This is a genomic window from Corynebacterium sp. MSK044, from assembly GCF_030232825.1.
Taxonomy (GTDB): Bacteria; Actinomycetota; Actinomycetes; order Mycobacteriales; family Mycobacteriaceae; genus Corynebacterium.
On sequence record NZ_JASPJJ010000006.1, the window covers coordinates 103,849 to 128,592 of the forward strand.

General features: G+C 59.6%; 22 protein-coding genes and 7 tRNA genes. 19 read left to right on the plus strand and 10 right to left on the minus strand.

All coding sequences use genetic code 11. The annotated features are described in order from the left end of the window. Positions 1 to 5: 5 nt before the first annotated feature. From msrB to QP994_RS05630, 9 genes are all read right to left on the minus strand, one after another. On the minus strand, positions 6 to 422 hold the full coding sequence (gene msrB, locus QP994_RS05590) for a peptide-methionine (R)-S-oxide reductase MsrB (protein ID WP_284854799.1): 417 nt from the start codon (positions 420 to 422) through the stop codon (positions 6 to 8). Continuing rightward, the gene (locus tag QP994_RS05595) at positions 391 to 1,593 is read right to left on the minus strand and encodes a glycosyltransferase family 87 protein (protein WP_284854800.1); all 1,203 of its coding nucleotides are present in this window, start codon (positions 1,591 to 1,593) and stop codon (positions 391 to 393) included. Before QP994_RS05595 ends, msrB begins: the two co-directional genes overlap by 32 nt. Before the next feature lie 98 nt (positions 1,594 to 1,691). Then, positions 1,692 to 2,342, minus strand: a complete 651-nt coding sequence (locus QP994_RS05600; protein WP_284865666.1) for a dihydrofolate reductase family protein — start codon at positions 2,340 to 2,342, stop codon at positions 1,692 to 1,694. Between the two features lie 156 nt (positions 2,343 to 2,498). Beyond that, positions 2,499 to 2,574, minus strand: a tRNA-Gly gene (locus QP994_RS05605). A gap of 71 nt (positions 2,575 to 2,645) precedes the next feature. Continuing rightward, positions 2,646 to 2,717, minus strand: a tRNA-Val gene (locus QP994_RS05610). A 20-nt stretch (positions 2,718 to 2,737) separates the two neighbouring features. Further along, positions 2,738 to 2,811, minus strand: a tRNA-Cys gene (locus QP994_RS05615). A 41-nt stretch (positions 2,812 to 2,852) separates the two neighbouring features. After that, positions 2,853 to 2,928, minus strand: a tRNA-Gly gene (locus tag QP994_RS05620). Between the two features lie 71 nt (positions 2,929 to 2,999). Continuing rightward, a tRNA-Val gene (locus QP994_RS05625) sits at positions 3,000 to 3,071 on the minus strand. Between the two features lie 26 nt (positions 3,072 to 3,097). Further along, positions 3,098 to 3,173: transfer RNA gene (locus tag QP994_RS05630), tRNA-Gly, on the minus strand. Between the two features lie 221 nt (positions 3,174 to 3,394). Here QP994_RS05630 and QP994_RS05635 point away from each other — a divergent pair. Further along, positions 3,395 to 3,466: transfer RNA gene (locus QP994_RS05635), tRNA-Val, on the plus strand. 227 nt (positions 3,467 to 3,693) lie between these two features. Here QP994_RS05635 and QP994_RS05640 read toward each other — a convergent pair. Continuing rightward, the gene (locus QP994_RS05640; protein ID WP_284865667.1) at positions 3,694 to 5,175 is read right to left on the minus strand and encodes an MFS transporter; all 1,482 of its coding nucleotides are present in this window, start codon (positions 5,173 to 5,175) and stop codon (positions 3,694 to 3,696) included. Between the two features lie 118 nt (positions 5,176 to 5,293). Here QP994_RS05640 and QP994_RS05645 point away from each other — a divergent pair, with 118 nt between their 5' ends. The 18 genes from QP994_RS05645 to QP994_RS05730 all read left to right on the plus strand — a co-directional run bounded on the left by QP994_RS05645 (position 5,294) and on the right by QP994_RS05730 (position 24,141). Continuing rightward, positions 5,294 to 5,869 carry a copper resistance CopC family protein gene (locus QP994_RS05645; RefSeq protein WP_284865668.1) on the plus strand — a complete coding sequence of 192 codons (576 nt, stop codon included), beginning with the start codon at positions 5,294 to 5,296 and terminating at the stop codon, positions 5,867 to 5,869. Between the two features lie 146 nt (positions 5,870 to 6,015). Then, positions 6,016 to 8,082 carry a threonine--tRNA ligase gene (gene thrS / locus QP994_RS05650; RefSeq protein WP_284865669.1) on the plus strand — a complete coding sequence of 689 codons (2,067 nt, stop codon included), beginning with the start codon at positions 6,016 to 6,018 and terminating at the stop codon, positions 8,080 to 8,082. Next, positions 8,039 to 8,653: an ATP adenylyltransferase gene (locus tag QP994_RS05655; RefSeq protein WP_284865670.1), complete on the plus strand. Its 615-nt coding sequence runs from the start codon at positions 8,039 to 8,041 to the stop codon at positions 8,651 to 8,653. Before thrS ends, QP994_RS05655 begins: the two co-directional genes overlap by 44 nt. Further along, entirely contained in the window at positions 8,646 to 9,305 is a 660-nt protein-coding gene (gene pgsA, locus QP994_RS05660) for a phosphatidylinositol phosphate synthase (protein ID WP_284865671.1), read from the plus strand. Before QP994_RS05655 ends, pgsA begins: the two co-directional genes overlap by 8 nt. After that, positions 9,292 to 10,191 carry a phosphatidylinositol mannoside acyltransferase gene (locus QP994_RS05665; protein WP_284865672.1) on the plus strand — a complete coding sequence of 300 codons (900 nt, stop codon included), beginning with the start codon at positions 9,292 to 9,294 and terminating at the stop codon, positions 10,189 to 10,191. Before pgsA ends, QP994_RS05665 begins: the two co-directional genes overlap by 14 nt. A gap of 7 nt (positions 10,192 to 10,198) precedes the next feature. Then, the gene (locus QP994_RS05670; protein ID WP_284865682.1) at positions 10,199 to 11,287 is read left to right on the plus strand and encodes a glycosyltransferase family 4 protein; all 1,089 of its coding nucleotides are present in this window, start codon (positions 10,199 to 10,201) and stop codon (positions 11,285 to 11,287) included. Next, a complete protein-coding gene (locus tag QP994_RS05675) occupies positions 11,284 to 11,580 on the plus strand; it encodes a hypothetical protein (RefSeq protein WP_284854808.1) in 297 nt (98 codons plus the stop codon). The genes QP994_RS05670 and QP994_RS05675 overlap by 4 nt, the downstream gene beginning before the upstream one ends. A 41-nt stretch (positions 11,581 to 11,621) precedes the next feature. Next, complete coding sequence (locus QP994_RS05680) at positions 11,622 to 12,470, plus strand: acyl-CoA thioesterase (protein WP_284854809.1); 849 nt, start codon at positions 11,622 to 11,624, stop codon at positions 12,468 to 12,470. Between the two features lie 77 nt (positions 12,471 to 12,547). Further along, complete coding sequence (locus QP994_RS05685) at positions 12,548 to 13,303, plus strand: YebC/PmpR family DNA-binding transcriptional regulator (RefSeq protein ID WP_284854810.1); 756 nt, start codon at positions 12,548 to 12,550, stop codon at positions 13,301 to 13,303. A gap of 109 nt (positions 13,304 to 13,412) precedes the next feature. Continuing rightward, positions 13,413 to 13,985 (plus strand): crossover junction endodeoxyribonuclease RuvC, encoded by a 573-nt coding sequence (gene ruvC, locus QP994_RS05690; protein ID WP_284854811.1) that lies wholly within the window; start codon positions 13,413 to 13,415, stop codon positions 13,983 to 13,985. Between the two features lie 8 nt (positions 13,986 to 13,993). After that, a complete protein-coding gene (gene ruvA / locus QP994_RS05695) occupies positions 13,994 to 14,614 on the plus strand; it encodes a Holliday junction branch migration protein RuvA (RefSeq protein ID WP_284865673.1) in 621 nt (206 codons plus the stop codon). 20 nt (positions 14,615 to 14,634) lie between these two features. Continuing rightward, a complete protein-coding gene (ruvB, locus tag QP994_RS05700; RefSeq protein ID WP_284865674.1) occupies positions 14,635 to 15,711 on the plus strand; it encodes a Holliday junction branch migration DNA helicase RuvB in 1,077 nt (358 codons plus the stop codon). 27 nt (positions 15,712 to 15,738) lie between these two features. Beyond that, the gene (gene yajC, locus QP994_RS05705) at positions 15,739 to 16,044 is read left to right on the plus strand and encodes a preprotein translocase subunit YajC (protein WP_284854814.1); all 306 of its coding nucleotides are present in this window, start codon (positions 15,739 to 15,741) and stop codon (positions 16,042 to 16,044) included. A 212-nt stretch (positions 16,045 to 16,256) separates the two neighbouring features. After that, positions 16,257 to 18,179 carry a protein translocase subunit SecD gene (gene secD / locus QP994_RS05710; RefSeq protein WP_284865675.1) on the plus strand — a complete coding sequence of 641 codons (1,923 nt, stop codon included), beginning with the start codon at positions 16,257 to 16,259 and terminating at the stop codon, positions 18,177 to 18,179. Positions 18,180 to 18,181: 2 nt separating this feature from the next. Then, positions 18,182 to 19,396 carry a protein translocase subunit SecF gene (gene secF, locus QP994_RS05715; protein ID WP_284865676.1) on the plus strand — a complete coding sequence of 405 codons (1,215 nt, stop codon included), beginning with the start codon at positions 18,182 to 18,184 and terminating at the stop codon, positions 19,394 to 19,396. A 40-nt stretch (positions 19,397 to 19,436) separates the two neighbouring features. After that, positions 19,437 to 21,212, plus strand: coding sequence for an ABC transporter substrate-binding protein (locus tag QP994_RS05720; protein ID WP_284854817.1), 1,776 nt, complete (start codon positions 19,437 to 19,439; stop codon positions 21,210 to 21,212). 4 nt (positions 21,213 to 21,216) lie between these two features. Next, positions 21,217 to 21,789, plus strand: coding sequence for an adenine phosphoribosyltransferase (locus QP994_RS05725; protein WP_284854818.1), 573 nt, complete (start codon positions 21,217 to 21,219; stop codon positions 21,787 to 21,789). Positions 21,790 to 21,864: 75 nt separating this feature from the next. Continuing rightward, positions 21,865 to 24,141, plus strand: a complete 2,277-nt coding sequence (locus QP994_RS05730; RefSeq protein ID WP_284854819.1) for a RelA/SpoT family protein — start codon at positions 21,865 to 21,867, stop codon at positions 24,139 to 24,141. Positions 24,142 to 24,744 lie beyond the last annotated feature (603 nt).

A 24,744-nucleotide genomic window follows, 5' to 3' on the forward strand; every position in this document is an offset into this window, starting at 1 on the left:
AAGGTCTACTGCACCGGCTTTTCTTCCAGCGTCATGGCAATCGAGTTGATGCAGTAGCGCAGATCCGTTGGGGTGTTGTAGCCCTCGCCGGCAAAGACATGGCCCAAGTGGGAACCACACGTGGCACACAACACCTCAGTGCGCACCATGCCGTGGGAGGTGTCTTCGCGTTCGATGACCTTGTCACTGTCCGCAGGCGAGAAGAAGGACGGCCAGCCACAGTGTGATGGGAATTTCTCAGTGGAGCGGAACAGCTCCTCACCGCATGCACGGCAGTGGTATACGCCCTCGGTGGTGGTGTCGGTGTATTCGCCCACCCCTGGAGGTTCGGTGCCTGCTTGGCGCAGCACATGGAATTCCTCCGGGGTGAGCCGCTCACGCCACTGCTGTTCAGTCCAGTCGCTGTAGTTGTGCTGCGTCATGGAGTGGTGTCCTTCCGTCTTCTTTATCATCCGTGTTGTCCGAACCACCCGTTACTCGGTGCAGCGCCAAAGTAGCTGCCCACACTGCAGTGGCGATGATGAAGATCGCCCACCCGGCCGTAGGTAGGAACGTATTTGTCCAGCGACCGGCAACAGGATTGTCGTATACCACCCAACTCAACGGGGAGAGACACAAAATGATTCCCACCCAGGCGGTGGGGGTGTGGAAGACACTGGCAGCACGCGCCACCGTGAACACAGCAGGGAACAACATCATGGAGTAATACGCCTGTCCCAGGGAGGATAGAAGGCAGACTCCTGCCAGCAGCACAGCTGAGGTTGTGGCTGCCCACATCCATTCGTCGCTCCAGCGCCAGCGCGCCAAACCGATAACGGCCACGAGCACAGCCGCGGCAAAGAACAAGAACAGTGCGCCGTGGAGCCATGCCGGCATGCCAAAGTACACAGCCGCACCGGCCAGCGACGAGTTGGCGTAGTCCCTCGTGATGCCCAGGTAGGGGATCACCACATCGATGTAGTCGCGGGCGCCGGGGGTCAATGGCCAAGCAATGGCGTTGAAGAGCACCGGCACCACACCCGCCGTGATCACCGCACCCCAGTTCATGCGCAGAAGTGGCAGGAGGATCAGTGGCGCGAACATCGGCTTGATCAGGATGCACAAGCCCAGCACCACGCCAGCAGCCAGCGATGGACCACGCAAGAGGAAAGCCAGGAAAGCCACGAGGCCCAAAAGCAAGATGCCATTGATGTTGGAGAAGGTGAGAGTGTTGGTTACAGCTTCCGTGGCAAAGCCAAGTGCAATGGCGCCGGGGAAAATCGGGTGCTTCAATGTGAAACCGGACAAGCGGGTGAGCCACGCAAGAGCCACGAGGATCGCCAGCGCATTCGCCAGAATGAACAGCGGGCGGATAGTCTCCGTCGAACTGAACAATCCCAATGGCGACAACAACAAGGTCGCGCCAGGGTTGTACAGGTAGTGCGGGTCAACGGTGGCGTAGTTCTCGGAGTAGACCGGCACGCGCTCCACGAACCGGCGGGCTGCGGCCCACACAGTGGTGAAGTCGTCGGTGATGGTGCCGGGAAGCGCTAAAGCCACGATGCGGTGGATGAACAGGAACATGGCTACGGGCCACAAGGCGGCATTAGCCACCACTTCCCACCTCGGGCCCCGGTTAAGGGCCGGTGCGGTCCATACAGTTCTCAGGGCATCAACGCGGGTACTCACCCCATTAACGTACTAAACGCCGCCTACGAGGTCTTCCGAACCCGCCGGTAACGCGTGAAAAGATAGTCCCCATCCGCCACGGCATCTTCCAAGGCGAAGCGTTCATCAATGTCGCCTGCCAGCCCAGCGGGCTCTCCGTTGGCGTGGGGGTCGAGGGTGAGATGGAGGACGTCGATAAGCGAATGCTTGAATATCTCCGCGTACAACGACGGTCCGCCTTCGCACACGATGCGGTCAAACCCCCTCGCCCGAAGCTTATCGACGACTTCCGGCACCTCACCGCCTACCACCAACTCACATCCAGCAGTTTCTAGTGCTTTCCGGCGTGATGCGAGCGCCGGATCAACCAGCGACTCCTGTGGCGTCACGATGATCGGGGGAGTGCCACTGAACAACTTCGTGGTGGTGTCGAAGTTGAGGGAGCGCGACACCACCGCCATTGGTGTATCTGCTGGGCCATAATCCTCCGCCTTGACGGTGCCGGAACCCACGAGGATCACATCGGCCCATTCGCGTAACCCCTGGAGCACCGCCGAATCCGTCTCGTTGCCCAACTCGCCTGACGTGCCACCGGTGGTGAAGGAGCCGAACAACGTCGTAATCGCAACCGCCCGGATCTCCTCTTGGGCGGATGTTGGACCGATGATCGTGTTGACCGTGTCCACGTGGTTCATTGGACCTCCTTGGAGAGCTTCGTGCTATCTAGATCCGGAAAGGCTACAGGAATTACCTAAAACGCGGTGCGGACATTCTGTCACCGATCTGGGTCGCGACAGCTGATAGGAAAATCCCCCGGGCTGTCTTGGTGGCAGACAATCCCGGGGGAGAAGTGGAGCGGATGACGAGACTCGAACTCGCGACCCTCACCTTGGCAAGGTGATGCGCTACCAACTGCGCTACATCCGCGTGTGAGTGTTGAACACTCATCCGGAGAGATCACTGTGGTGATCAATCCGTGGATCCGTGACGGATCCTTGTGCGCGATACTGGGATCGAACCAGTGACCCCTACCGTGTCGAGGTAGTGCTCTACCGCTGAGCTAATCGCGCGGATTATTCAGTTAAGAATATGGAGGTGGAAACGGGAATCGAACCCGTGTACAAGGTTTTGCAGACCTTTGCCTCACCACTCGGCCATTCCACCGCGGGCGATTGCCGCCTCTTTGACAGTACCAATGAGGTACTTGGAGCGGATGACGAGACTCGAACTCGCGACCCTCACCTTGGCAAGGTGATGCGCTACCAACTGCGCTACATCCGCATTCGAGCATCTAGTGCTCGAATGGAGTGACCACCGGAGTGATCCTTCCGCGGATCCATCACGGATCCTTGTGCGCGATACTGGGATCGAACCAGTGACCCCTACCGTGTCGAGGTAGTGCTCTACCGCTGAGCTAATCGCGCAGAAGTCCCCACTAGGGGGGGGGACGTGGAGCGGATGACGAGACTCGAACTCGCGACCCTCACCTTGGCAAGGTGATGCGCTACCAACTGCGCTACATCCGCACACACTCACTTCAAAAGTGTTGCTCTTTGTGAAGTTGTGCGGTTCAAGACTTTAATCTGTCCGTCGCCCCAAGGACAAATCGCCCCCTTGTAACTCACATTCTTCGTGGTCACTAGAAGAAAAGCGAGCTGTTCTTTGGTGGCCATGGTTATTCGCCGCACCCCGATTATGGCCTTTTGGCAACCTGGTGTTAATGTATCCCTCGCGTTTAAAACGCAATGGTCCTATGGCTCAGTGGAAGAGCGTTCCGTTCACACCGGAAAGGTCGCTGGTTCGATCCCAGCTAGGACCACAAATCAAAGTCCGCCGTATGTTCGGCGGACTTTTCGTGTTGATCCACCCCGGGTTTGGCCGTCTGGAGTGTCTTTGGTCGCCTACCTTCAATGGGCGGGTGTGAAAAATTACATGGCGAAAAATCGCCTCAGGTAAAGACCCTGGCAGAAGGTTTCTATCCGCTGGTAGTTGTAGCTGAAATGTAATATTTTGCACCGCGGGAAGGCGCCTTCCGGCTGCAAGGGGCTAAGAGTTCAACGCGGATTTCGGGTTTCCGCGGAAGCACCACGCGGTAATGCCGCAGAGGACGGCAGCGGCAAGGGCTTGGAAGGCGATGACGGCTTCGTGGGCATGCGCGTAGGCAGGGGCGGCGGCGTCGCGGGTGGCGGGGTTGAACATGGCGTCCATGCCTAGGTGGGCGATGTCCTGGGGGAGGAAGGCGAGGAGGAGTGAGGTCAGCATTGTGCCGGAGACGGCAACGGTGATGAGGGTGCCGAATTCGTAGGACACTTCTTCCACGCTGGCCGCCATGCCGGAGCGTTCGGCGGGGGCAGCGCCGATGATGGCGATGGAGGAGACAGACATGGCGAAGTTGGCGCCGGCGCCAAGGATCATGAAACCAGCGAGGAAGATAGGAAAGCTGTCCAGGTTCGAGCCCCACCAGGACACGAGTGCGCCGACGACGCAGGCGGCGAAGCCGCTGCAGACGATGGTGCGGAAGCCAACGCGGTGCAAGATAGCACCACCGGCGATGGAGAGGGGCAGGGCAACCACACCGACGACGCCGATGGTGAGGCCGGCGTGGAAGGGGGTGAAGCCGTCCACAAGCTGAAGGCGCTGAGTGGTGGTCATCTCTAGGCCGATGACCACGAACATGGCACCAACTGCTGTGATGGCGCCACCAGCGAAGATGGGGTTTTTAAAGATGTCGAAGGTGAGAAGCGGTTCCGGCAGCTTCTTCTGTCGGCGAGCGAACATGAAGGCGCCGAACAGCATGACGGCGACAGCGATGGCCAGGATGGTCACGTTGGTGTCCAGGCGTGCTGTTTCCTTGATCACCATGGTGAGGCCGGACAGTGCGAACAGGGCGTAGATGGAGGAGAAAACGTCCCATTTCTTCGCCGGATTCGGCTTGTTTTTCGGTCCGATGAGGATGGTGAGGAGGAAGGTGAGGATGACAACGGGGACGTTGATGAGGAAGACGGAACCCCACCAGAAGAACTCCAGAAGAAGACCACCGACCACGGGGCCAAGTGCGGCGCCCAGAACTGCGGCGGAAACCCAGATACTCATAGCCACGTTGCGTTCCCGTTCTTCAGGAAAGATTTGGTTCACTAGGGCGAGGGTGGCGGGCAGCATTGTGGCGGCGCCGGCGCCCAAGAAGGCACGGGCAATGATGAGGGCCAGCGGGGTGGGGGAGAACGCCGCGGCAAGGGAAGCAAAGCCGAAGATGACCAGGCCGATCATGAACATCAGCCGGTGGCCAATCCGGTCGCCCAGGGTGCCGGTGCCCAGGAGTAGGCCGGTGATCACCAGCGGGTAAGCGTTGATGATCCACAGGGATTCGGTAGCGGAGGCCCCCAACTGCTCATCAAGCGCGGGTAGAGCCGTGTACAGGATCGAGTTATCCAGGGCGACCATAAGCAGGCCCAGTGATACAACGGCGAAAAAGGGCCAGCGGTTTGCGCTGGCGGGGGTGTTGCTTGACGGATTTTTAGGGGAATTCACGCGGTCAACCTACCCTTTTGAGCAGACATTTGTCACACCAAGAGGTGCAATCGCGGTGGCGGGGAGGCTAGCGTGGTGGCAAGTGAGACGTCGATAAGCGAAAGAGAGCTGGACCACAGTGAAGAAGAAACTCGCCGCAGCGATGGCGGCAGCGATCCTTTCCGTGGCTGGCGCGCCGGCTGCACTGGCGCATGACTCCGTGATCGATGCTGATCCGGGAGTTGACGCAATAGTGACGGAGTTTCCCACCGAACTCGTGCTGGTTTTCTCCGGCATCCCGCGAGACGGCTTCAACACCATCGCCCTGTCCCGCATGGACACGAATGAAGTGCTGTTCAGTGGGGAACCCACAGTGGACCGGCAAAACGTGAGCATTGACGTGCCGGAAGGGCTCGACCCGGAGCCCGGCCAGTACCGCATCGGCTTTCAAATCACGTCGTCTGATGGACACGCAACCAAGGGCATGACGCAATTTACTTACCAGCCCCCCGGGACGACTGTGGAAGCTGAAGCCAGTGATGAGGGCGGAGGGAAGCCGGATAAGGCGCAGCAGAATGCCGACGAGACCCAAGACATCATTGGCGGCTACATCTGGGTGTGGATTCTCTTCGGTGTCGTGCTTGTCGGCGGAGCCGTCATTGCGCTGCTGGGGCAACGTCAGCGCAATGGTCAGGGCAAGACCAACCGTGACTGACAACTAAGGGGATAACCGGAGTAAGATCACCCGCAGTGTCCGCGCCGGGCTCATGTGGCGCGCGCGGAGCAACACCCAGAACACACCAGCGGGCGCGGCCAGGTATGCCGCCCACGCGTGAGCGCAAAAGGAGCGCTGAATAGCTTATGTCCACCGGGATTGCCCCAACTGCACTGATCCACGACCCGTTTGAGGTCCCGGCAGGCACGCCTGTTGGCGCGGCGATGAGGGAGCTGGAGTTGCCTAACAAGGGCGATGAGGCCATCGTTTGCGTCCAGGATGCTGAAGGTAATTTGAAGGACCTCTCGCACGTGCCGGAGTCAACCGCCAGCTTCACTCCGGTGGCAGCGAACACGGAGCTGGGGCGCAGCGTCATCCGCCACTCCTGCGCGCACGTGTTGGCGCAGGCAGTGCAGGAAGAGTTCCCGGATGCGAAGTTGGGCATCGGTCCGGCCATCAATGATGGGTTCTACTACGACTTCGACGTGAAGGAGCCGTTCACCCCTGAGGATCTGAAGTCGCTGGAGCGGCGGATGAAGAAGATCATCAAACAGGGCCAGAAGTTCGTCCGCGGTGTGTATAGCTCGGCGGAAGAGGCGGCTGAGGATCTAAAGGATGAGCCGTACAAGCTTGAGCTGATCCAGGACAAGGGCTCCGTGGACCCCAACTCGGATGAGGCGACGGAGGTGGGCGCCGGCGATCTGACACACTATGACAACGTCAACCCGCGCACCAATGAGGTTGTGTGGCACGACCTGTGCCGTGGCCCGCACGTGCCTACCACCAAGTACATTCCGGCTTTCGCCCTGACGCGTTCGTCTGCCGCGTACTGGCGCGGCGACCAGTCCAACGCTGGCTTGCAGCGCATCTATGGCACCGCATGGGAATCAAAGGAGAAACTGGACGAGTACCAGCACATGCTGGCGGAGGCGGAGAAGCGAGACCACCGCCGCCTGGGCACGGAGATGGACCTGTTCTCCTTCCCGGACCAGGTTGGTTCCGGCCTACCTGTCTTCCACCCGGACGGTGGCATCGTGCGCATGGAAATGGAGAACCATTCCCGCAAGCGCCACTTGGAGGCGGGCTACTCCTTTGTGAACACCCCGCACGTGACCAAGGGGGACCTGTTCCAGCAGTCTGGCCACCTGGATTGGTACGCCGACGGCATGTTCCCGCCCATGCAGCTCGACGGTGAGTGGGATGAAGAAGGCAATTGCACGAAGCAGCCGGTCGATTACTACGCCAAGCCGATGAACTGCCCGATGCACAACCTGATCTTCGATTCCCGTGGCCGTTCCTACCGTGAACTGCCGCTGCGCCTGTTCGAGTTCGGCACCGTGTACCGCTACGAGAAGTCCGGCGTGGTTCACGGCCTGACCCGTGCACGCGGTTTCACGCAGGATGACGCGCACATTTACTGCACCGAGGAGCAGCTTGAGCAGGAGCTGACGGACGTGCTGGAGTTCATCATCTCCCTCCTGCAGGACTATGGCCTGGATGACTTCTACCTGGAGCTTTCCACCAAGGACCCGGAGAAGTACATCGGTGATGATGCGATCTGGGAGCGTTCCACCAACATCCTCGAATCCGTGGCTACCAAGTCCGGCCTGGAGCTGGTTCCGGACCCGGCAGGTGCTGCGTTCTATGGTCCGAAGATTTCTGTGCAGGCGCGCGATGCGATTGGCCGTACCTGGCAGATGTCCACGGTGCAGCTTGATTTCAACCTGCCGGAGCGCTTCGACTTGGAGTACACCGCCCCGGATGGTTCGAAGAAGCGTCCGGTGATGATTCACCGTGCGCTGTTTGGTTCCATTGAGCGTTTCTTCGGTGTTCTGCTGGAGCACTATGCCGGTGCATTCCCGGCGTGGTTGGCGCCGCATCAGGTCGTGGGTATTCCTGTCGCCGATGAGTTTGCTGGCCACCTGGATGAGGTTGTTGCCCAGCTGCGGGCGCGTGGTGTGCGCGCGGAAGTGGATCACTCTGATGACCGCATGCAGAAGAAGATTCGCACCCACACCACCGGCAAGGTGCCCTTCATGCTCCTGGCCGGTGCGCGAGATGTTGAGGCCAATGCGGTGAGCTTCCGCTTCCTCGATGGCACCCAGGTCAATGGTGTGCCTGTGGATGAGGCGATCAATCTGATTACCGCCTGGGTGGAGGAGCAGATCAATGAACAGCCGAGCGAGGAAGCCATTGCAGCCCGGCGCGGATAACGCCTCCCAGGGCACGAACGGGCAGGACTACGTTGATCAAGGCGTGGGCGAGCCCGATCGTCTTGTGCGCTTGTGGGCGCCGTACCGGTCGAACTACATTTCGGCGACACCGGAGGAGCGGGCCAACAAGGATCCATTCCTCGCCGCACCACAGCTCTCGGACGAGGATGGGCTGATTATCTCCCGCGGCAAAACGGTCTACGCGCTGCTCAATTTGTACCCCTACAACGCTGGCCATCTCATGGTCGTGCCCTACCGCAAGGTCGCAGAGCTTGAATTGCTTGACGACGAAGAGACGGCAGAACTCATGGCCTTTGCCAAACTCGCCGTGCGCACTTTAAAGCGCGTGTCCCGGCCGGAGGCCATCAACGTTGGTTTGAATCTGGGAAAGGCTTCGGGCGGGTCTGTTGGGGACCACCTGCATCTGCATGTGGTTCCGCGGTGGGCGGGAGATTCCAATTTCATGACCGTGATTGGGGGAACGAAGGTACTGCCACAGTTGCTGAAGGACACGCGCGCATTGTTGGCACAGGCATGGGCGGAGATCGTCGAGGAGGAGGCGAATGTTTAGCGCGCGGGCTCGCCGCCCCATCGCGGTGGTGGTGGATCCGGTGGCGAGAGCACTGCTCCGGATTGGTCTGACACCGAATATGGTGACGGTGGCCGGCACAGTGGCCACGATGACGGCCCTGGTTCTGCTTATTCCTAGTGGCCACTTGATCTGGGCGACGGCACTTACCGCGCTGTTCGCTGCCATGGACCTCATCGATGGGACGATGGCGCGGATGCGCGGGGGTGGTACTGCTTTTGGTGCGACCTTGGATGCCAGCTGTGATCGGTTGACCGATGGCGCGCTGTTCGGGGCAATTGCCGTGTGGTTGATCTACACCGAGCAGGCACATCCTTCAGCGGTGGTTGTGTGTCTCATTGTCCTGGTGCTGTCGCAGGTGATCAGTTACATCAAGGCACGTGCGGAGGCAGGTGGGCTGACGGTTAATGGTGGGCTCATCGAGCGCGCCGAACGGATCATTATCGCCTTGGTGGGTTTGTTCCTGCAGGGGGTGGGTGTGCCCAATGCGGTAGTTGTTGCGCTGTGGGTACTGGCAGTGGGGTCTGCCGTGACTGTGGTGCAGCGTCTCGTCCTTGCCTCCCGCGACCCGAAGGCATCCACGCGGATTGCGCCACCTAAGGGCGCGCCGGATCCCGCAAATGCAGGCGAGTAAAGCCGTGAAGGAATCCCTAGTCGCCGCCGGTTACATGGCGGGGTGGAAACTCGTGCGTCACATGCCTTATGGCATGGCAGCAGCCCTGTTCAATACGGGGGCTGATATCGCCTCCGACCGTGGGCGCGGTGCGGACATGCTTCGGCGGAATCTCACCCACGTCGTGGGGGCGGAGAATGTCACTCAGGAGTTAGTGCGTGCCTCCATGCGCTCCTATGCCCGTTACTGGTTGGAGGCTTTCCGGCTGCCAGCTATCGCTGGCAAGCCAGAACTCATGGCCACGTTGGATGATGCTCTCATCGGACGCGAACACGTGGATGCCGCGGTGAACAGTGGCAAAGGCATGGTGATCACCCTGCCGCACTCGGGTAACTGGGACATGGCGGGAATGTGGCTTGTGGGCAGGTATGGCGGATTCGCCACTGTCGCGGAACGCCTCAAGCCGGAGGTGCTTTTCAATGCCTTCGTGGACTACCGCGAATCCCTTGGCTTTGAAGTTCTCGCAACAACGGGTGAGGAGACACCGCCGTTCCAGCGCCTCAAAGAAGTCGTGCAAGCAGGGGGTGTCGTATGCCTCATGGGAGAACGCGACATGACACCACGCGGGGTACCCGTCACCTTCTTCGGGGAACCCACAACCTTTCCCGCAGGGCCGGCGAAGCTGGCCATGGAAACAGGCGCAAGCCTCCACGTCGCCCACTCCTGGTTCACCGGAACCACCCGCGCGCCGGGGTGGGGATTGAGCTGCTCCGGGCCGCTCGAAGTCTCGGACCTCGAGCAGACAACGCAACGGGTGGCAGATCTCTTTGCCGCTAACATCGCAGCACACCCGGCGGATTGGCATGCGCTCCAACCAGTGTGGCCGCATCAGCGGCGGGGCAGGTGATTCCGCGATGCGTATTGGCATGGTGTGCCCGTATTCCTTTGATTATCCCGGCGGCGTCCAAGCACACATCTTGGATCTTGCCCGCGTTTTTACTGAAGCCGGGCATCGCGTTGAAGTTCTCGGCCCAGGGACGCAGCTAGCGCGCGAGCAAGATTTGCCCAGCTACGTCACCTTGTCTGGCCCAGCAGTAGCGCTGAGCTACAACGGATCCACTGCGCGTCTGTCCTTCGGCCCGCGCGCTTTCCGTGCCGTGCGGGATTTCCTGCAGCGTGGCCAATTCGATGTGGTGCACATCCATGAACCCAACGCGCCGAGCCTGTCGCTCATCACGCTCATGCTTGCCCGCGAACCGGTGGTGGCCACTTACCACGCCTCAGCATCGAAATCGCTGGCGCTCACCATCGCGCGTCCGTTCCTTCGGCCCCTGCTGGAAAGAATCCAGGCTGGTATCTCCGTCAGTGAGCTGTCGCGCCGCTGGCAGGTGGAACAGCTCGGCGGCGACCCGGTGCTCATTCCCAACGGGGTGGATACGGCAAGGATGAAGGTTGGGGGCCGGAGGGGCGTCGATAAGCATTCGCACATCGTTTTTCTGGGGCGTATCGACGAACCCCGCAAAGGCCTTCCCACCCTTCTTTCTGCGCTGGAGATGATGGAGACCTCGCCGCGCGTGACCGTGATCGGCGGGGGCGAGCATACGGACACGCCTGGTGTCGATTTTGTGGGGCGCGTGAGCGATGAGGACAAAGCGGCGATTCTGAACAGCGCGGATATATATGTTGCGCCGAACACGGGCGGTGAATCTTTCGGCATTGTCCTCGTGGAGGCAATGGCGGCGGGCTGTGCTGTGGTGGCCAGTGACCTGGAAGCTTTTGCAGCTGTCTGTGATGCGGAGGCAGAGCAACCAGCAGGCATGCTCTTCCCCGTGGGGGATGCCCGCGCCCTCGCTGAGGTTCTGGATCGTCTCGTGCGTGACCGGAAGGCCCGTTCTGCGCTCGTCGCTGCGGGAATGAAACGCGCCGAGCTGTATGACTGGGAGCACGTATCCGCTGAGGTCATGGACGTATACATCACAGCGATGGGCGGTGAGAGCCAATGAGTGCGCCGATAGTGATCTCGATTGTGCTTCTTCTCCTCGCGGCCCTAGGTCTGTGGGCAATGTTTACCGCTCAGCGGCTTGATCGCCTTCATATCCGCGTGGATCGCGCCCGCCGCGCGCTCGATGAAGTGCTCATCAGCGCACCCTCGAGAAGCCAGCGCCGCCACGACCTGGCCGTGCGGTTTTACAACAATGCGGTGGCTGACACGCGCCGGCTGAGGCTTCGGCCGATCATTCGGATGCTGCGTCTGGCCGGTACGGCGCCACTGCCGGAGTTCTATCCATTTGCTTAAGGTCGCCCAGATTCATTGGCCTCGCGCTATGGTTATGTTTCATGGATTTTGATGTACCCAAGATCGATGAACTTTTGAACCTGGAGCAGCTAGACACCAATATCTTCCGCGGTAAAGGTGTATTTAGTGGGCTCCAGCGCACCTATGGTGGCCAGGTGGCAGCGCAAAGTCTGTCCGCAGCAACGAAGACGGTGGATGCGGACAAGGTTGTCCACTCGTTGCACAGTTACTTCATTCGGCCAGGTAAATCCGACCAGGACACCATTTTTATGGTGGACCGCGTGCGCGATGGCCGTAGTTTTGCCACCCGTCTTGTGCACGCGATCCAGGATGGGGAGACGATTTTCTCCCTCGAAGCCAGCTTCCATATCACCAACGATGTGGGCATTGAACACTCCGACAAGATGCGTGAAGTGCCGCCACCAGAAGATGTCATCCCGCTTGAGCAAACCGGTGGCCCTTTGAAGTTCTTCTCCATGTGGGCCAAAGACTGGGACGTGCGCATTGTGCCGGACAATGATTTTGCCCACAACCCGTACACGCCTAGCCAGCAGGTGGTGTGGTTTAAGTCCCGCAATGAACTGCCGGATGATCAGACCTTCCACATCTGCACACTGGCGTACATGTCTGACCTGACGCTGCTGCACTCAGCGCTGGTTCCGCACCGTGACCACAAGGTGCAAATGGCATCCCTTGACCATGCGATGTGGTTCCTGCGCCCATTCCGTGCGGATGAGTGGATGCTCTATGACCAGGTATCCCCATCAGCCCACGGTGGTCGCGCACTGACCCAGGGCCGCATTTTTGACTCCCACGGTAACCTGGTTGCGATGGTGGTGCAGGAAGGCCTCACCCGCACGTTGGCTGAGGGCAAAGTCGCCTTTGAGTAGTGGCGCAAAAACCGGCTGAGAGGGTCGGCGTATACTAGGCAGCCGACACTTTAGCCAGAGGAAAGGGGAGATGGCGCATGGCAGGCCACTCAAAATGGGCTACTACCAAGCACAAGAAAGCTGCGAATGACGCGAAGCGCTCCAAGTTGTGGGCGAAGCTGATTAAGGACATCGAGGTCGCGGCTCGTACTGGCGGTGGTGACCCGGCGGGCAACCCAACTCTCGATGACATGATCCGCAAGGCCCAGAAAGCTTCTGTGCCGAAGGACAACATCGAGCGTGCCCGTAAGCGTGGCTCCGGCGAGGAAGCTGGCGGTTCCGACTGGGAGGACATCACGTATGAGGGCTACGGCCCGAACGGTGTTGCCATGCTCATTCAGTGCCTGACGGATAACCGTAACCGTGCTGCCACTGAGGTCCGTACCGCGATGACGAAGAACGGTGGCAACTTGGGCGAGTCAGGTTCCGTTGGCTACATGTTCAGCCGTAAGGGTGTGAACACCGTGGTCAAGGGTGACCTGACTGAGGACGATGTGCTCATGGCTGTGCTTGAGGCCGGCGCCGAGGAGGTTAATGACCTGGGTGAGCACTTCGAGGTCGTCTCCGAAGCAACGGATCTTCACGCTGTGCGTGACGCGCTCAAGGAAGCAGGCATCGAGGTTGAGGAGACGGACCAGGACTTCCGCGCCTCCGTTGAGGTTGATCTGGATCTAGACGGTGCGAGGAAGCTTGAGAAGCTTATCGACGCATTGGAGGACGCCGACGATGTCCAGAACGTGTACACCAACATGACGATGTCGGATGAGGTGGCTGAAGCGTTGGCTAACGAGTAGTCCGTTGCCGTATGCATATACCCGGTCTTCCGCGTGGGAGGCCGGGTGTTCGTGTTCTTGTGGTAGAACAAATGTGTGACTCCGAAGGTCGGGGTAGCAAAGGGGAACCATGAACCTTGAGGGCCTGCGCGTGATGGGCATTGACCCGGGCTTGACCCGGTGTGGCCTGTCTGTGATTCAGGCCGGCAAGGGACGACAGGTTATCCCGGTGGCGGTGGGTGTTGTGCGCACACCGTCGGATGCGGAGCTTGCTCATCGTTTGTTGCGTCTTTCTCATGCTGTTGCCGAATGGATGGATGACTACAAGCCGGACGTGGTGGCGATGGAACGCATCTTTGAGCGCGGCAATGTGTCCACCGTGATGCAGACTGCCCATGCTGTCGGCGTGATGGTGCTCGCTGCTGCGGAACGCGATATCCCGGTGTATATGTACACCCCGTCTGAGGTGAAGAAGGCTATCTCCGGCAACGGCCGCGCGGACAAGAAACAGATGACGGCGATGATCACGCGCATCCTGGGCCTGTCCGCACCACCCAAACCAGCAGACGCGGCTGATGCTTTGGCGATTGCCGTGTGCCACTGCTGGCGTGCGCCCTTGCTCGCCCGTGGTGCTGCCGCAGCTGCTCTTGCCCCCCAGGGCGCGGCATCATCTCTCCGCAACCCCGTGAATGGAAAGGCTTAAGTGAAACCATGATTGATTCTCTCAACGGTGAAGTGATCTCCATTGGGCTCGACCATGCGGTGATTGAGTGCTCCGGGGTGGGGTACCGCTTCCTGGCTACTCCGCCGACCCTGGGTCGGCTGGTGCGTGGGGAGAACGCGCGTGTGCTGACTTCGATGGTGGTCAAAGAGGACAGCATGACTCTGTATGGGTTCACTGATGATGATGGGCGCAGCATGTTCCACCGGCTGACCACCGTGACGGGTCTTGGCCCGAAGCTGGCCATGGCGTCGCTCTCCGTCTTCGAACCAGCCGAACTGGCCGGCCACATCACCGCGGGTGATTCGAAGGCAATCCAGGCAATTCCCGGTGTGGGCAAGAAGATGGCGGATCGTTTGATCCTTGAACTCAAGGACAAGCTGAAGGGCGTCTATGCCACGCCGGAGGCAACTGGTGTCGCGAGTACCGATGCAGCACCAGCCACCGCGAGCGGTTCCTTTGCTACGGAGCAGGTGGTGGAAGCACTCGTTGGCCTCGGCTTCCCAGAGAAGGGCGCACGCACCGCAGTTGGAGCTGTGATCGAGGAAGACCCAGAGGCGGATTCCTCTACTTTGCTGCGCGCGGCGCTGAACCGTTTGGGGAAGAAATAGAAGAGGAGGTGCAGTGACTGATGTCTGATGTGGAAAAGACAGAGTTTGAGTTGCCGCCAGAATTGGCGCGACAAGTGAATTCGCCGATTGATGCGAATGAGCAGACAGAAGAACGCGACTACGAGAAGTCACTGCGCCCGAAATCTATTGATGAGTTCATTGGTCAGCCAAAGGTTCGGCAGCAGCTCGGCCTAGTGCTGGAAGGGGCGAAGAAGCGCAGTGTGATGCCGGATCACATTCTGTTGTCCGGCCCACCGGGTTTGGGTAAAACGACGATGGCGATGATCGTGGCCCAGGAGTTGGGCACCTCACTGCGCATGACTTCGGGCCCGGCCCTTGAGCGTGCAGGGGACTTGGCAGCAATGCTGTCCAACTTGATGGAAGGCGATGTGCTTTTTATTGACGAGATCCACCGCATCGCACGCCCTGCCGAAGAAATGCTCTACATGGCCATGGAGGATTTCCGGATTGACGTGATCGTGGGCAAGGGCCCCGGAGCAACGTCTATTCCGCTGGAGATCCCACCGTTTACTCTCGTCGGTGCAACGACGCGGGCCGGTATGCTCACCGGCCCGCTGCGTGACCGCTTCGGCTTCACAGCACAGATGGAGTTCTATGACGTCGATGATCTCACCCGCGTGATCACCCGTGCGGCATCCATCCTGGGCGTGGAAATTGACCATGATGCGGCGGTGGAGATCGGCTCCCGTTCCCGTGGCACACCGCGTATTGCGAACCGTTTGTTGCGCCGCGTGCGCGACTGGGCAGAAGTCAATGGTGACGGGCGCGTCACAGTACAAGCGGCAAGTGAGGCGTTAGAAGTCTTTGACGTCGATGAGCTTGGCCTTGATCGACTAGACCGAGCCGTCCTGGAAACGCTGATCAAATCCCACGGTGGTGGCCCCGTTGGAGTGAGCACGTTGGCCATCGCGGTAGGGGAGGAACCGTCCACTGTGGAGGAAGTGTGTGAACCTTACTTGGTGCGTGCAGGGCTGATGGCGCGTACCGGCAGGGGACGCGTTGCCACAGCTGCAGCCTGGCATCACTTGGGTATGACACCCCCGCCAGAGGCGCCGGGACAGCTGCACCTGCTGTAGTTACCGTTGTATGTAAGAATTGTGTCTATGGAAATTCTTCTTCTCCTCTTTATTTTTGCTCTTTTCGCCCTGCCGACGTTGATCATGTCGCGCTCTCACCGCAAGCGCGTGGAAGAGGCGAAGCAGCTGCAGTCCTCCATCGTGCCGGGAGACAAAATCATCAGCGTTTCCGGCTTTCATGGCACGGTTATGGCGGGCGATGAGGAAACCGTGGACCTGGAGATCGCCCCTGGTGTGGTGGTGACCATGGAGCGCGTCGGTGTGTACAAGCTCATCAGAAAACGGGTTGAGCCGACGATCGAAGACCTGCAAGAGCAGAAGGACGACGAGTAATCATCGAGCTCTGACTTATTCCAGTTAGTTCCAACCTGCTGAGAAAAGCAGGTTGGGCTTAATTATTTCCGGGTGCATGACGTACCATCATTTTTTGGACCTTGTGCCCTCGTGTTGGGCATAAGTGAATAAACACCATTTGAATTCATCGCTGTTGAGTCAATGGCTGGTAAAGCCAGGTGGACGCAGCAGGTTATCAGGAGATCTTGTACGTGACTTCGAAGAAAACATCGAAGCGGACTTCGCGCGAAGGCGCATCGAAGAAGGAGTGGCCGGCACGGGCACTTGCGCTTTTCGCGCTTGTCCTCATTGCTACTTACGCTCTCGTCTTTTTTACGGGCGATAAGCAGGCGAGCCCCAAGTTGGGTATTGACCTTCAGGGCGGTACCCGTGTGACCCTCGTCCCGCAGGGTGAGGAGCCCACAACGGACCAGTTGAACCAAGCCCGCACCATTCTGGAAAACCGTGTGAACGGCATGGGCGTCTCGGGTGCCTCCGTGGTCGTTGACGGCAACACATTGGTGATCACGGTGGCTGGTGAGGATACGTCTGAGGTGCGCAACATCGGGCAGACCTCCCAGTTGCTGTTCCGCCCAGTGTCTCAGTCTGCTGGCCAGGTTGACCAGGAAGCCTTCCCGAAGGTGCTGGGGGAGATGGCTAACCGTTGGGTTGAGTACCGCATTATCTCTCCGGAGGAAGCAAAGACTGCTGTGACCACGTTTGCGGATGGTTTCAACCAGCAGATTGATGCCCAGAAGGACGCTGTAGCGGACGGCGAAGACGCTCAGGCAGTCCAGCTGCCGGGGAAGATTACTACCCCGGAGATCACAGCACAGCCGAAGGCTGAGCCGGAGAACTCGCTGGAGGCCGCGGACTTCCGCCAGGAAGCCACCGCGATGCTGCGTGATGACCGTCAGTCTGAGGACCCAACTGCGCTTCAGGCTGCTGCGTTTTTGATGAAGTGCCAGCCGGCCACGCCGGAGGCACCAGCGCCGGCTGATCCGTTGGCTGGTACGGATGATCCGGCAAAGCCGCTCGTTGCGTGTGATTCCAACACAGGTTCACCGATGTTGCTCGACCCTGTGCCACTGCTGCAGGGCGTGGAAGATCCGAACGGTCCGCGATTGACGGGTAGTGAGATTGATACGGACCGTCCGATCACCGGCGGTTTCAACTCGCAGACGAGCCAGATGGAGATCAGCTTCGCCTTCAGCCAGGCCGGTGAGCACAACGGCTCCTCCACGTGGGCGGCGCTGACATCCGCGATGGTGGGCCAGCAGATTGCCATCACGTTGGACTCCCAGGTGATTTCGGCGCCGCAGATTCAGTCGCCCACTCCGGTGGGTTCTGCAACGTCGATCACAGGTCAGTTCACTCAGGAAGAGGCAGAGAACCTGGCTAACAACCTGCGTTACGGTGCACTGCCACTGTCCTTCGCCGGTGAGAACGGTGAGCCGGGTGGCACCGCAACGACGGTTCCGCCGTCACTGGGTATCGCCTCTCTCAAGGCAGGCATCATCGCCGGCCTGGTGGGCTTGGCGCTCGTGGCAGCATTCGTGTTCTTCTACTACCGCCTCTACGGCCTGATCTCGCTCTTTACGCTGCTGTGTGCTGGCCTGCTGGTCTACGGTGCGCTTGTGCTGCTGGGCCGCTGGATTGGGTACACGCTGGATCTGTCCGGTGTGGCTGGTCTGATCATCGGTATCGGTACTACTGCTGACTCCTTCGTCGTTCTGTACGAGCGCGTGAAGGATGAGGTGCGTCGCGGCCGAACATTCCGCTCGGCCACCCTCAACGGTTGGGAGCGCGCGAAGGACACGATTATCACCGGTAACTTTGTCACCTTGATTGGTGCTGTGGTGATTTACTTCCTCGCCGTCGGTGAGGTCAAGGGCTTCGCCTTCACCATGGGCCTGACAACGATCTTCGACCTGCTGGTCACCTTCCTGGTCACCGCACCGATCATGATTCTGGCTTCCCGTAAGAAATTCTGGAGCAAGCCAGCTGTCAACGGCATGGCTAAGGCATTCGAGGCGGGACGGCTGAACCCGGAGGCGGTGGGGCGGACGCGGAGTCGTCGTCACGCTGCTAAGGCCGATGAACCTGCAACCGCAACCGAGACGAAGGAGAACTAACTGTGAGTACCTCCATGAACTCCACACAATCGGACCCGGTTGGTGCAGACACAGCCGCGGGCAACATCAACGCTGAGGAGCACCGCGCGACTGGTATTGAGCGCCTGTACGAAGGCAAGGGTGCGATTGACTTCATTGGTCGCTCCAAGCTGTGGTACACCATCTCCGTTGTGTTGTTGGTGATTTCTATCGTGGCGATTGCGCTGCGCGGATTCAACCTGGGCATTGATTTTGAGGGCGGTACGAAGATGAGCATGCCCGCCGGTGACCTTGTGGTTGAGCAAGTTGAGGACACCTTTGTTGAAGCCACTGGTGTGACTCCGGAGCTGACGCAAATCGTCGGTGCCGGTGATTCGCGCACGTTGGAGATCAACTCTGAGCTGTTGACCCAAGAGCAGATCGACACCGCCCGTGAGGCCATCTACAAGGCCCACGAGCCTAAGGATGCGGACGGTAATGCCACCCCGGATGCGATTGGTGATTCGACGGTGTCTGAGTCGTGGGGTTCCACGATTACAGAGCGCATGATCCTGTCCATGGTCATCTTCCTCATCGCCGCTGCCGTGTATGTTGCCGTGCGCTTGCAGCGCAACATGGCTATCGCCGCGATGGTCGCATTGCTTTTCGACGGTGTAGTGATCCTAGGCATTTACGCCCTCTTCGGCCTTGAAGTCACCCCGGCAATGATCATTGGTCTGCTGACGGTGCTGACCTTCTCCCTGTACGACACGGTGATTGTGTTTGACAAGGTGAAGGAGAACACGGAAGGCGTGCTTGATTCGCGGCGCTCCACGTATGCGGAGGAAGCGAACCTGGCTGTCAATGAGACTCTGATGCGTTCTATTTCCACTTCGGTTATTTCTGCTCTGCCGATTATCGCGCTGATGATCGTGGCAGTGTGGCTGCTGGGTGTGGGTACGCTGCAGGATCTGGCGATGATTCAGCTCATCGGCGTTGTGGAAGGCGTGATCTCCTCTCTGTTCCTGGCTACCTCTTTGTTGGTCACGCTGACCAACAGGCAGAAGCCATACAAGAAGCACAACCAGGAAGTGGCTGACTTCCGGGCCGGTATCTCCAGCGATGATGAGGCTTCCGGCACGAAGGATGTCAAGCGCACCGTCTCCGTTCCAGCTGGAACTGCTGAGGTTGAGACGAATGATGAGGACGCGGCCTCAGAATCCTCCGTGACCACTACTTGGCGTCCAACCCGAGGCTAAGAGCCGGAGCCAGAAGTCTAGGTGTGGGGAAGGATCGACCGTGTGGAAACAACGAAAAACCAGGCGTACTAACCGTCTGAGCTTCAAGCGCATCAACGCGGTGGCAGCCATGACTGTGGCCACTGCGCTGGTGCTCGCTGGTTGCTCCTCGGGCAGGGATGGTGCATCTGCATCAGGTGCTTTGGATTCCTTCGGCTACCAGCTGCCGGTGCCGCTGGTGACCACGAATGCTGCAACGAATCTGGGCGATTCGATGAAGATGCAGCGACTGTCCGGTCGTATCTTCCCCGGTGCCTTCATTCCGGGGCCGTCTGGCCAGCGGATTCCTAACACCGATTTGGTGCACACCCAGGTTCTGCCGGGGCCCCAACGCCAAATTATTTACACGCTCACTGATGAGGCCGTGTTCTCCGACGGCGTGCCGGTGACGTGTGATGACTACAAGTTGGCTTTCGTGGCTGGTTCGAACCCGCGCATCTTCTCCTCGCACCTCCCACAGATGCAGCAGGTGGCTCGTGTGGACTGTGCACCCGGCGCCAAGGAATTCACCGTGGTGTTTGAGGAAGGCAAGGGCGGCCGTTGGCGTGAGCTCTTCGGTGCGGGCACTGTGCTGCCGGCGCATGCCGTGGCAAAGAAGCTGGGGATGGAAACATCCCAGTTGACACAGGCGCTTGAGACCTCCGATCCGGATGTGCTGGCGCGTGCCGCACAAGTATGGCGCTACGGCTTTAGTTTGGCGGAGTTTGATCCGGAACTGCAGGTCTCCTTCGGCCCCTACAAGATCGACTCGGTGGGGGAGGAAGGGGAAGTCACCCTCATTGCCAATGAGACGTACTACGGGGATGCGCCCGGGGTGGAGAGGATCGTCGTGTGGCCTTCCTCCAAGGACACCGCAGAACTCCAGGCAGCGGGCGCGCTCATGGTAGGAGACCTGGACGATCACAACCCCGAGTGGTACAACGCCGCACCTGACCCAGATGAAGGCGGAAACGCCGATGACGCTGTAGCAGGCGACTCCACTGCGGACGCCTCCGACGGAAAGTCCACAGGCAGCGCGAAGGAATCCGTTGACCCGTCTGCGCCAGAAGCACACCAAGAACTGCAAACCGTGATCGGGGAGATGACGGACACGCTCATCTTTGCTGATTCTGGTCCATGGGCGATGAAAGAGAACCGCCAGGCGTTGTCGAAGTGTGTGGATAATCAGGGGGTGGCGGAGGCGTCGTCAAGCATTGCAGGCATCGAGCTTCCAGCATCTCCTGTCCACGTGCTCAACCACAATGACCCAATGACGCGGCACCTCGGCGATATTGCGCAGCCGCATCTCACGGTGGACATTGAGGGCGCGAAGGCCGCTGCGGGCCTGGAGTTGCGCATTGGCTACCTTGCGCCCAGCAAGCGCTACGCCGCGATGGTGGAAGCCATCCGGAAATCCTGCGAACCAGCAGGAATCACAGTGATTGATGCCACCGGCAACGGCAAGACCCGCGGTGACCTGCTCACCGAGGAGCACCCTGTGAATGAGCACAACCCCAACAAAGAGATGGTGGACGCATATCTCGGTGCCGTTGACCCGATGGTGGAGTATGAGACCTCCGTGTCCCGTTCCGAAGAGCTGCAGTCCCTGCGCTCAGAGGAACAACGCCTGTGGGATGAGCTGCCTTCCATCCCACTATCTGCTCAACCACGCACCTTCATTGTGGATAAGAACATTCAAAATGTCGTCGTTTACACTGGCCCCGTAGGAATTGGCTGGAACATGGACCGTTGGCAGGTTCCTCGGGCCACCACTCGCAACAAGAAAGTCGGCTCTTAGAACCGTGACACACCCCGACCAGCTCTCAAGCAACAACGCAACCTTCCGTACCGCGCGTGAGGCTCTTGCCGCGAAGACGCGCTATGTCCAGGACTTTCCAGAGAAGGGCGTGCTCTTTGAGGATCTCACCCCAGTGCTCGCGGACAAGGATGCGCTTAATGTTGTGATTAGTGAATTATCCGCCGCATGCCGGGAACTCGGCGCTGACATGATTGGTGGCCTAGACGCGCGAGGTTTCTTGCTGGGCTCCGCCGTGGCCTTTGATATGGGCGTGGGCATTTTGGCTATCCGCAAGAAGGGCAAGCTTCCGCCACCCGTCATCCGTGAGGAGTACTCGCTGGAGTACGGCGAAGCCGCGTTGGAGATCCCAGCCGAGGGCATGCAGCTCGAAGGTAAGCGTGTCGTGCTTGTTGACGATGTCTTGGCCACCGGGGGCACCCTCATGGCCGCCCGTGACCTTATCCACCGTGCTGGCGGAACCGTCTGCGGTTGCGTAGTCGTACTTGAGGTGGAGGGCCTGGGTGGCCGGGAGCGCCTTGCTGATCTGCCTCTGGTAGTGCTGAACAAAGGGGAGTAGAAACCCGTTCATATTCGGAGGGGCCTGAGTACACTAATCGGAAGTGTTCGCCCCTGGAACTTGGAGGAGCTGTAAGTGACGTCCCACGATAGGCCGCAACGTCGTTCCGGGACGTCCGTGCGCAGTGTTTCCGCCCGCCTCGCGCGGTCCCTCACCGGTGGTCGACCGCGGTCCAATCCGGTTTTGGAGCCGTTGCTGTCTATCCACCGCAAATACCACCCGCGTAGTGGCGTGGAAGATATTTCCCGTGCGTATGACACGGCTGAGCGCCTGCACGAGGGAGTGAGCCGCAAGTCCGGGGACCCGTACATCACGCACCCTTTGGCAGTGGCCACCATCTGCGCTGAAATCGGCATGGATACCACCACCGTCATCGCCGCGTTGCTGCATGACACGGTGGAGGACACCGACTACTCCCTGGATGACCTCACTGCCGATTTTGGGCCGGAGGTGGCCCGTCTTGTGGACGGTGTGACCAAACTGGACAAGGTCGCCTTTGGCACTGCTGCCGAGGCAGAAACGATCCGCAAAATGGTCGTGGCCATGGCACAGGACCCGCGCGTGCTGGTGATCAAGGTTGCGGATCGCCTGCACAACATGCGCACCATGCGTTTCCTGCCACCGGAGAAGCAGGAGAAAAAGGCGCGCGAAACCCTTGAGGTGATCGCGCCACTGGCACACCGCCTGGGCATGGCCACGGTGAAGTGGGAACTCGAAGATTTGGCCTTTGCCATCCTGTATCCGAAGAAGTACGAGGAGATCGTCCGCCTTGTCGCGGAGCGTGCTCCCTCACGTGATCGGGCGCTCAAGGAGATCACCACTGAGATCCACAACGAGCTCAAAGCCAATGGCATCAAAGCGGACGTCATGGGCCGCCCGAAACACTACTGGTCGATCTACCAGAAGATGGCGGTGCGCGGACGTGACTTTGCGGAGATCTTTGACCTTGTAGGCATCCGCGTTCTGGTGGACACCGTCAGCGACTGCTATGCCGCGATCGGCGTAGTCCACTCGATGTACTACGCGATGCCGGGACGGTTCAAGGACTACATTTCCAACCCCCGCTTCGGCGTGTACCAGTCACTGCACACCACGGTGATGAACCACTCTGGCCGCCCGCTGGAAATCCAGGTGCGCACACACGAGATGCACTACAACGCCGAATTCGGTGTTGCTGCGCACTGGCGGTACAAGGAAACCAAGGGGTCCCACAAGGGCGACCAGGCTGAGATTGACCAGATGACGTGGATGCGTCAGCTACTTGACTGGCAGAAGGAGGCAGCGGACCCCAACGAGTTCCTCGACTCACTGCGCTATGACCTGACATCGGCTCAGATCTTCTGTTTCACCCCGAAGGGTGACGTGATCAACCTTCCTGCTGGCTCCACTCCAGTGGACTTTGCCTACGCCGTGCACACGGAGGTCGGCCACCGCTGCATCGGCGCGAAGGTCAACGGCAAACTCGTCGCACTGGAGTCCACGCTGAAGTCGGGCGACAGGGTAGAGGTCTTCACATCCAAGGACAGCAACGCCGGCCCGTCCCGCGATTGGCAGGAGTTCGTTGTCTCACCCCGCGCGCGGACGAAGATCCGCCAGTGGTTTGCTAAAGAGCGCCGCGAAGAGCACTTGGAAGCCGGCCGTGACGCCCTGGCTGCGGAAGTCCAGCGTGGTGGCCTGCCATTGCACCGCCTCTTCACCGCCGAATCCATGAACAAGGTGGCTACCCAGCTCGGCTATGAGGGCGTTGATGGGCTGTACACCGCCATCGGCGCTGGCAATGTCTCCGCGAAGCATGTTGTCAGCATGCTCATGGACATGTTCGGCGATGAGGATGACGCCGTTGATGCCTTGACCTCCCGCGCACCATTCTCCGAAATGGTGAAAACGCCCACGCGCACGGACGGCCCGGGCATCCTCGTCGAAGGCTCTCCGGACGTCATGGCCAAGCTTGCACGCTGCTGCCTCCCCGTTCCCGGCGATGACATCTTTGGTTTTGTCACCCGTGGCGGGGGCGTCTCCGTCCACCGCTCCGACTGCACCAACGCCGACAAGCTCCGCCAAGAATCTGCCCGGCTTATCGACGTCTCCTGGGACCGCGGCTCCCACCACGGCGCCTCCATGGCCACCATGCAACTCGAGGCCTTGGACAAGCAAGGCCTGCTGGCGGAACTCACCCGCGTGCTCAATGACCAGAAGCTGCCCGTCGTTGCCTTCAACCACCACTGCGGCGACGACCACATTGCCACCGTCCGCTTCACCTTCCAAGTCTCTGACACCAAGCAACTTGGCACACTGATGAACCAGATCCGCAACATCGAGGGTGTTTTCGACGTCTACCGCGTCACGGCCTAGCTGGCCTCCCTCGCTCGCACTATCCCAGTCGCGCGCGTTCCGCACCTGTTGCCACACGCGCACCAGCCATGACAGCTGTACCTCTGTCCCCTATTTCACCGTGCTCCCTAATCTCAAATTCCACCCCGACGGCATATTGCGTACCAACTGCAACTACTGAAACACCTAAGTTTGCCAAACTGCCAATTTTTGAGCCTAAAACGCCCGTTTTCAGCCTATTTGGCAAACTTAGGTGTTACAGATGTGATTTGCCCGCCGGCGACAGGTCGGACGGAAACGCGTTTAGCGGTTGCCGCCTGGAAACGCCCTTGCAAGCGACAACGCCTGCTGCTTCCGTGTCCCGCTTGGCTTCGCTTGGGTCCTGAGCGCTCGCCCCCGCGTACATCTGTGTAGACAGTTACATTGCGCTGGTAACTATCAAACAGTAGAAATTATCTACCAGGGATTTCATCCGAGCCGATTTTTCGCAATGTAACCGTCTGCACACACGCAGCGAAAGAGAGCGACCAAGGATAACCCTCGCCACCCCATTACGTTGTTAGCAGTTCCACCCCAGGGCACCGAAGATTCATAGGCCGTCCACCCGATTGGGCGGGTTATGTT

What these genes read in the sequence shown, in the direction of transcription:
- QP994_RS05665 (WP_284865672.1), top strand. Translation starts at nt 9,292, where the DNA reads ATGCAGGCGAGTAAAGCCGTGAAGGAATCCCTAGTCGCCGCCGGTTAC.
- QP994_RS05670 (WP_284865682.1), top strand. Translation starts at nt 10,199, where the DNA reads ATGCGTATTGGCATGGTGTGCCCGTATTCCTTTGATTATCCCGGCGGC.
- QP994_RS05600 (WP_284865666.1), bottom strand. Translation starts at nt 2,342, where the DNA reads ATGAACCACGTGGACACGGTCAACACGATCATCGGTCCAACATCCGCC.
- QP994_RS05675 (WP_284854808.1), top strand. Translation starts at nt 11,284, where the DNA reads ATGAGTGCGCCGATAGTGATCTCGATTGTGCTTCTTCTCCTCGCGGCC.
- ruvC (WP_284854811.1), top strand. Translation starts at nt 13,413, where the DNA reads ATGAACCTTGAGGGCCTGCGCGTGATGGGCATTGACCCGGGCTTGACC.
- ruvB (WP_284865674.1), top strand. Translation starts at nt 14,635, where the DNA reads ATGTCTGATGTGGAAAAGACAGAGTTTGAGTTGCCGCCAGAATTGGCG.
- msrB (WP_284854799.1), bottom strand. Translation starts at nt 422, where the DNA reads ATGACGCAGCACAACTACAGCGACTGGACTGAACAGCAGTGGCGTGAG.
- yajC (WP_284854814.1), top strand. Translation starts at nt 15,739, where the DNA reads ATGGAAATTCTTCTTCTCCTCTTTATTTTTGCTCTTTTCGCCCTGCCG.
- pgsA (WP_284865671.1), top strand. Translation starts at nt 8,646, where the DNA reads ATGTTTAGCGCGCGGGCTCGCCGCCCCATCGCGGTGGTGGTGGATCCG.
- QP994_RS05680 (WP_284854809.1), top strand. Translation starts at nt 11,622, where the DNA reads ATGGATTTTGATGTACCCAAGATCGATGAACTTTTGAACCTGGAGCAG.
- ruvA (WP_284865673.1), top strand. Translation starts at nt 13,994, where the DNA reads ATGATTGATTCTCTCAACGGTGAAGTGATCTCCATTGGGCTCGACCAT.
- thrS (WP_284865669.1), top strand. Translation starts at nt 6,016, where the DNA reads ATGTCCACCGGGATTGCCCCAACTGCACTGATCCACGACCCGTTTGAG.
- QP994_RS05685 (WP_284854810.1), top strand. Translation starts at nt 12,548, where the DNA reads ATGGCAGGCCACTCAAAATGGGCTACTACCAAGCACAAGAAAGCTGCG.
- QP994_RS05655 (WP_284865670.1), top strand. Translation starts at nt 8,039, where the DNA reads ATGAACAGCCGAGCGAGGAAGCCATTGCAGCCCGGCGCGGATAACGCC.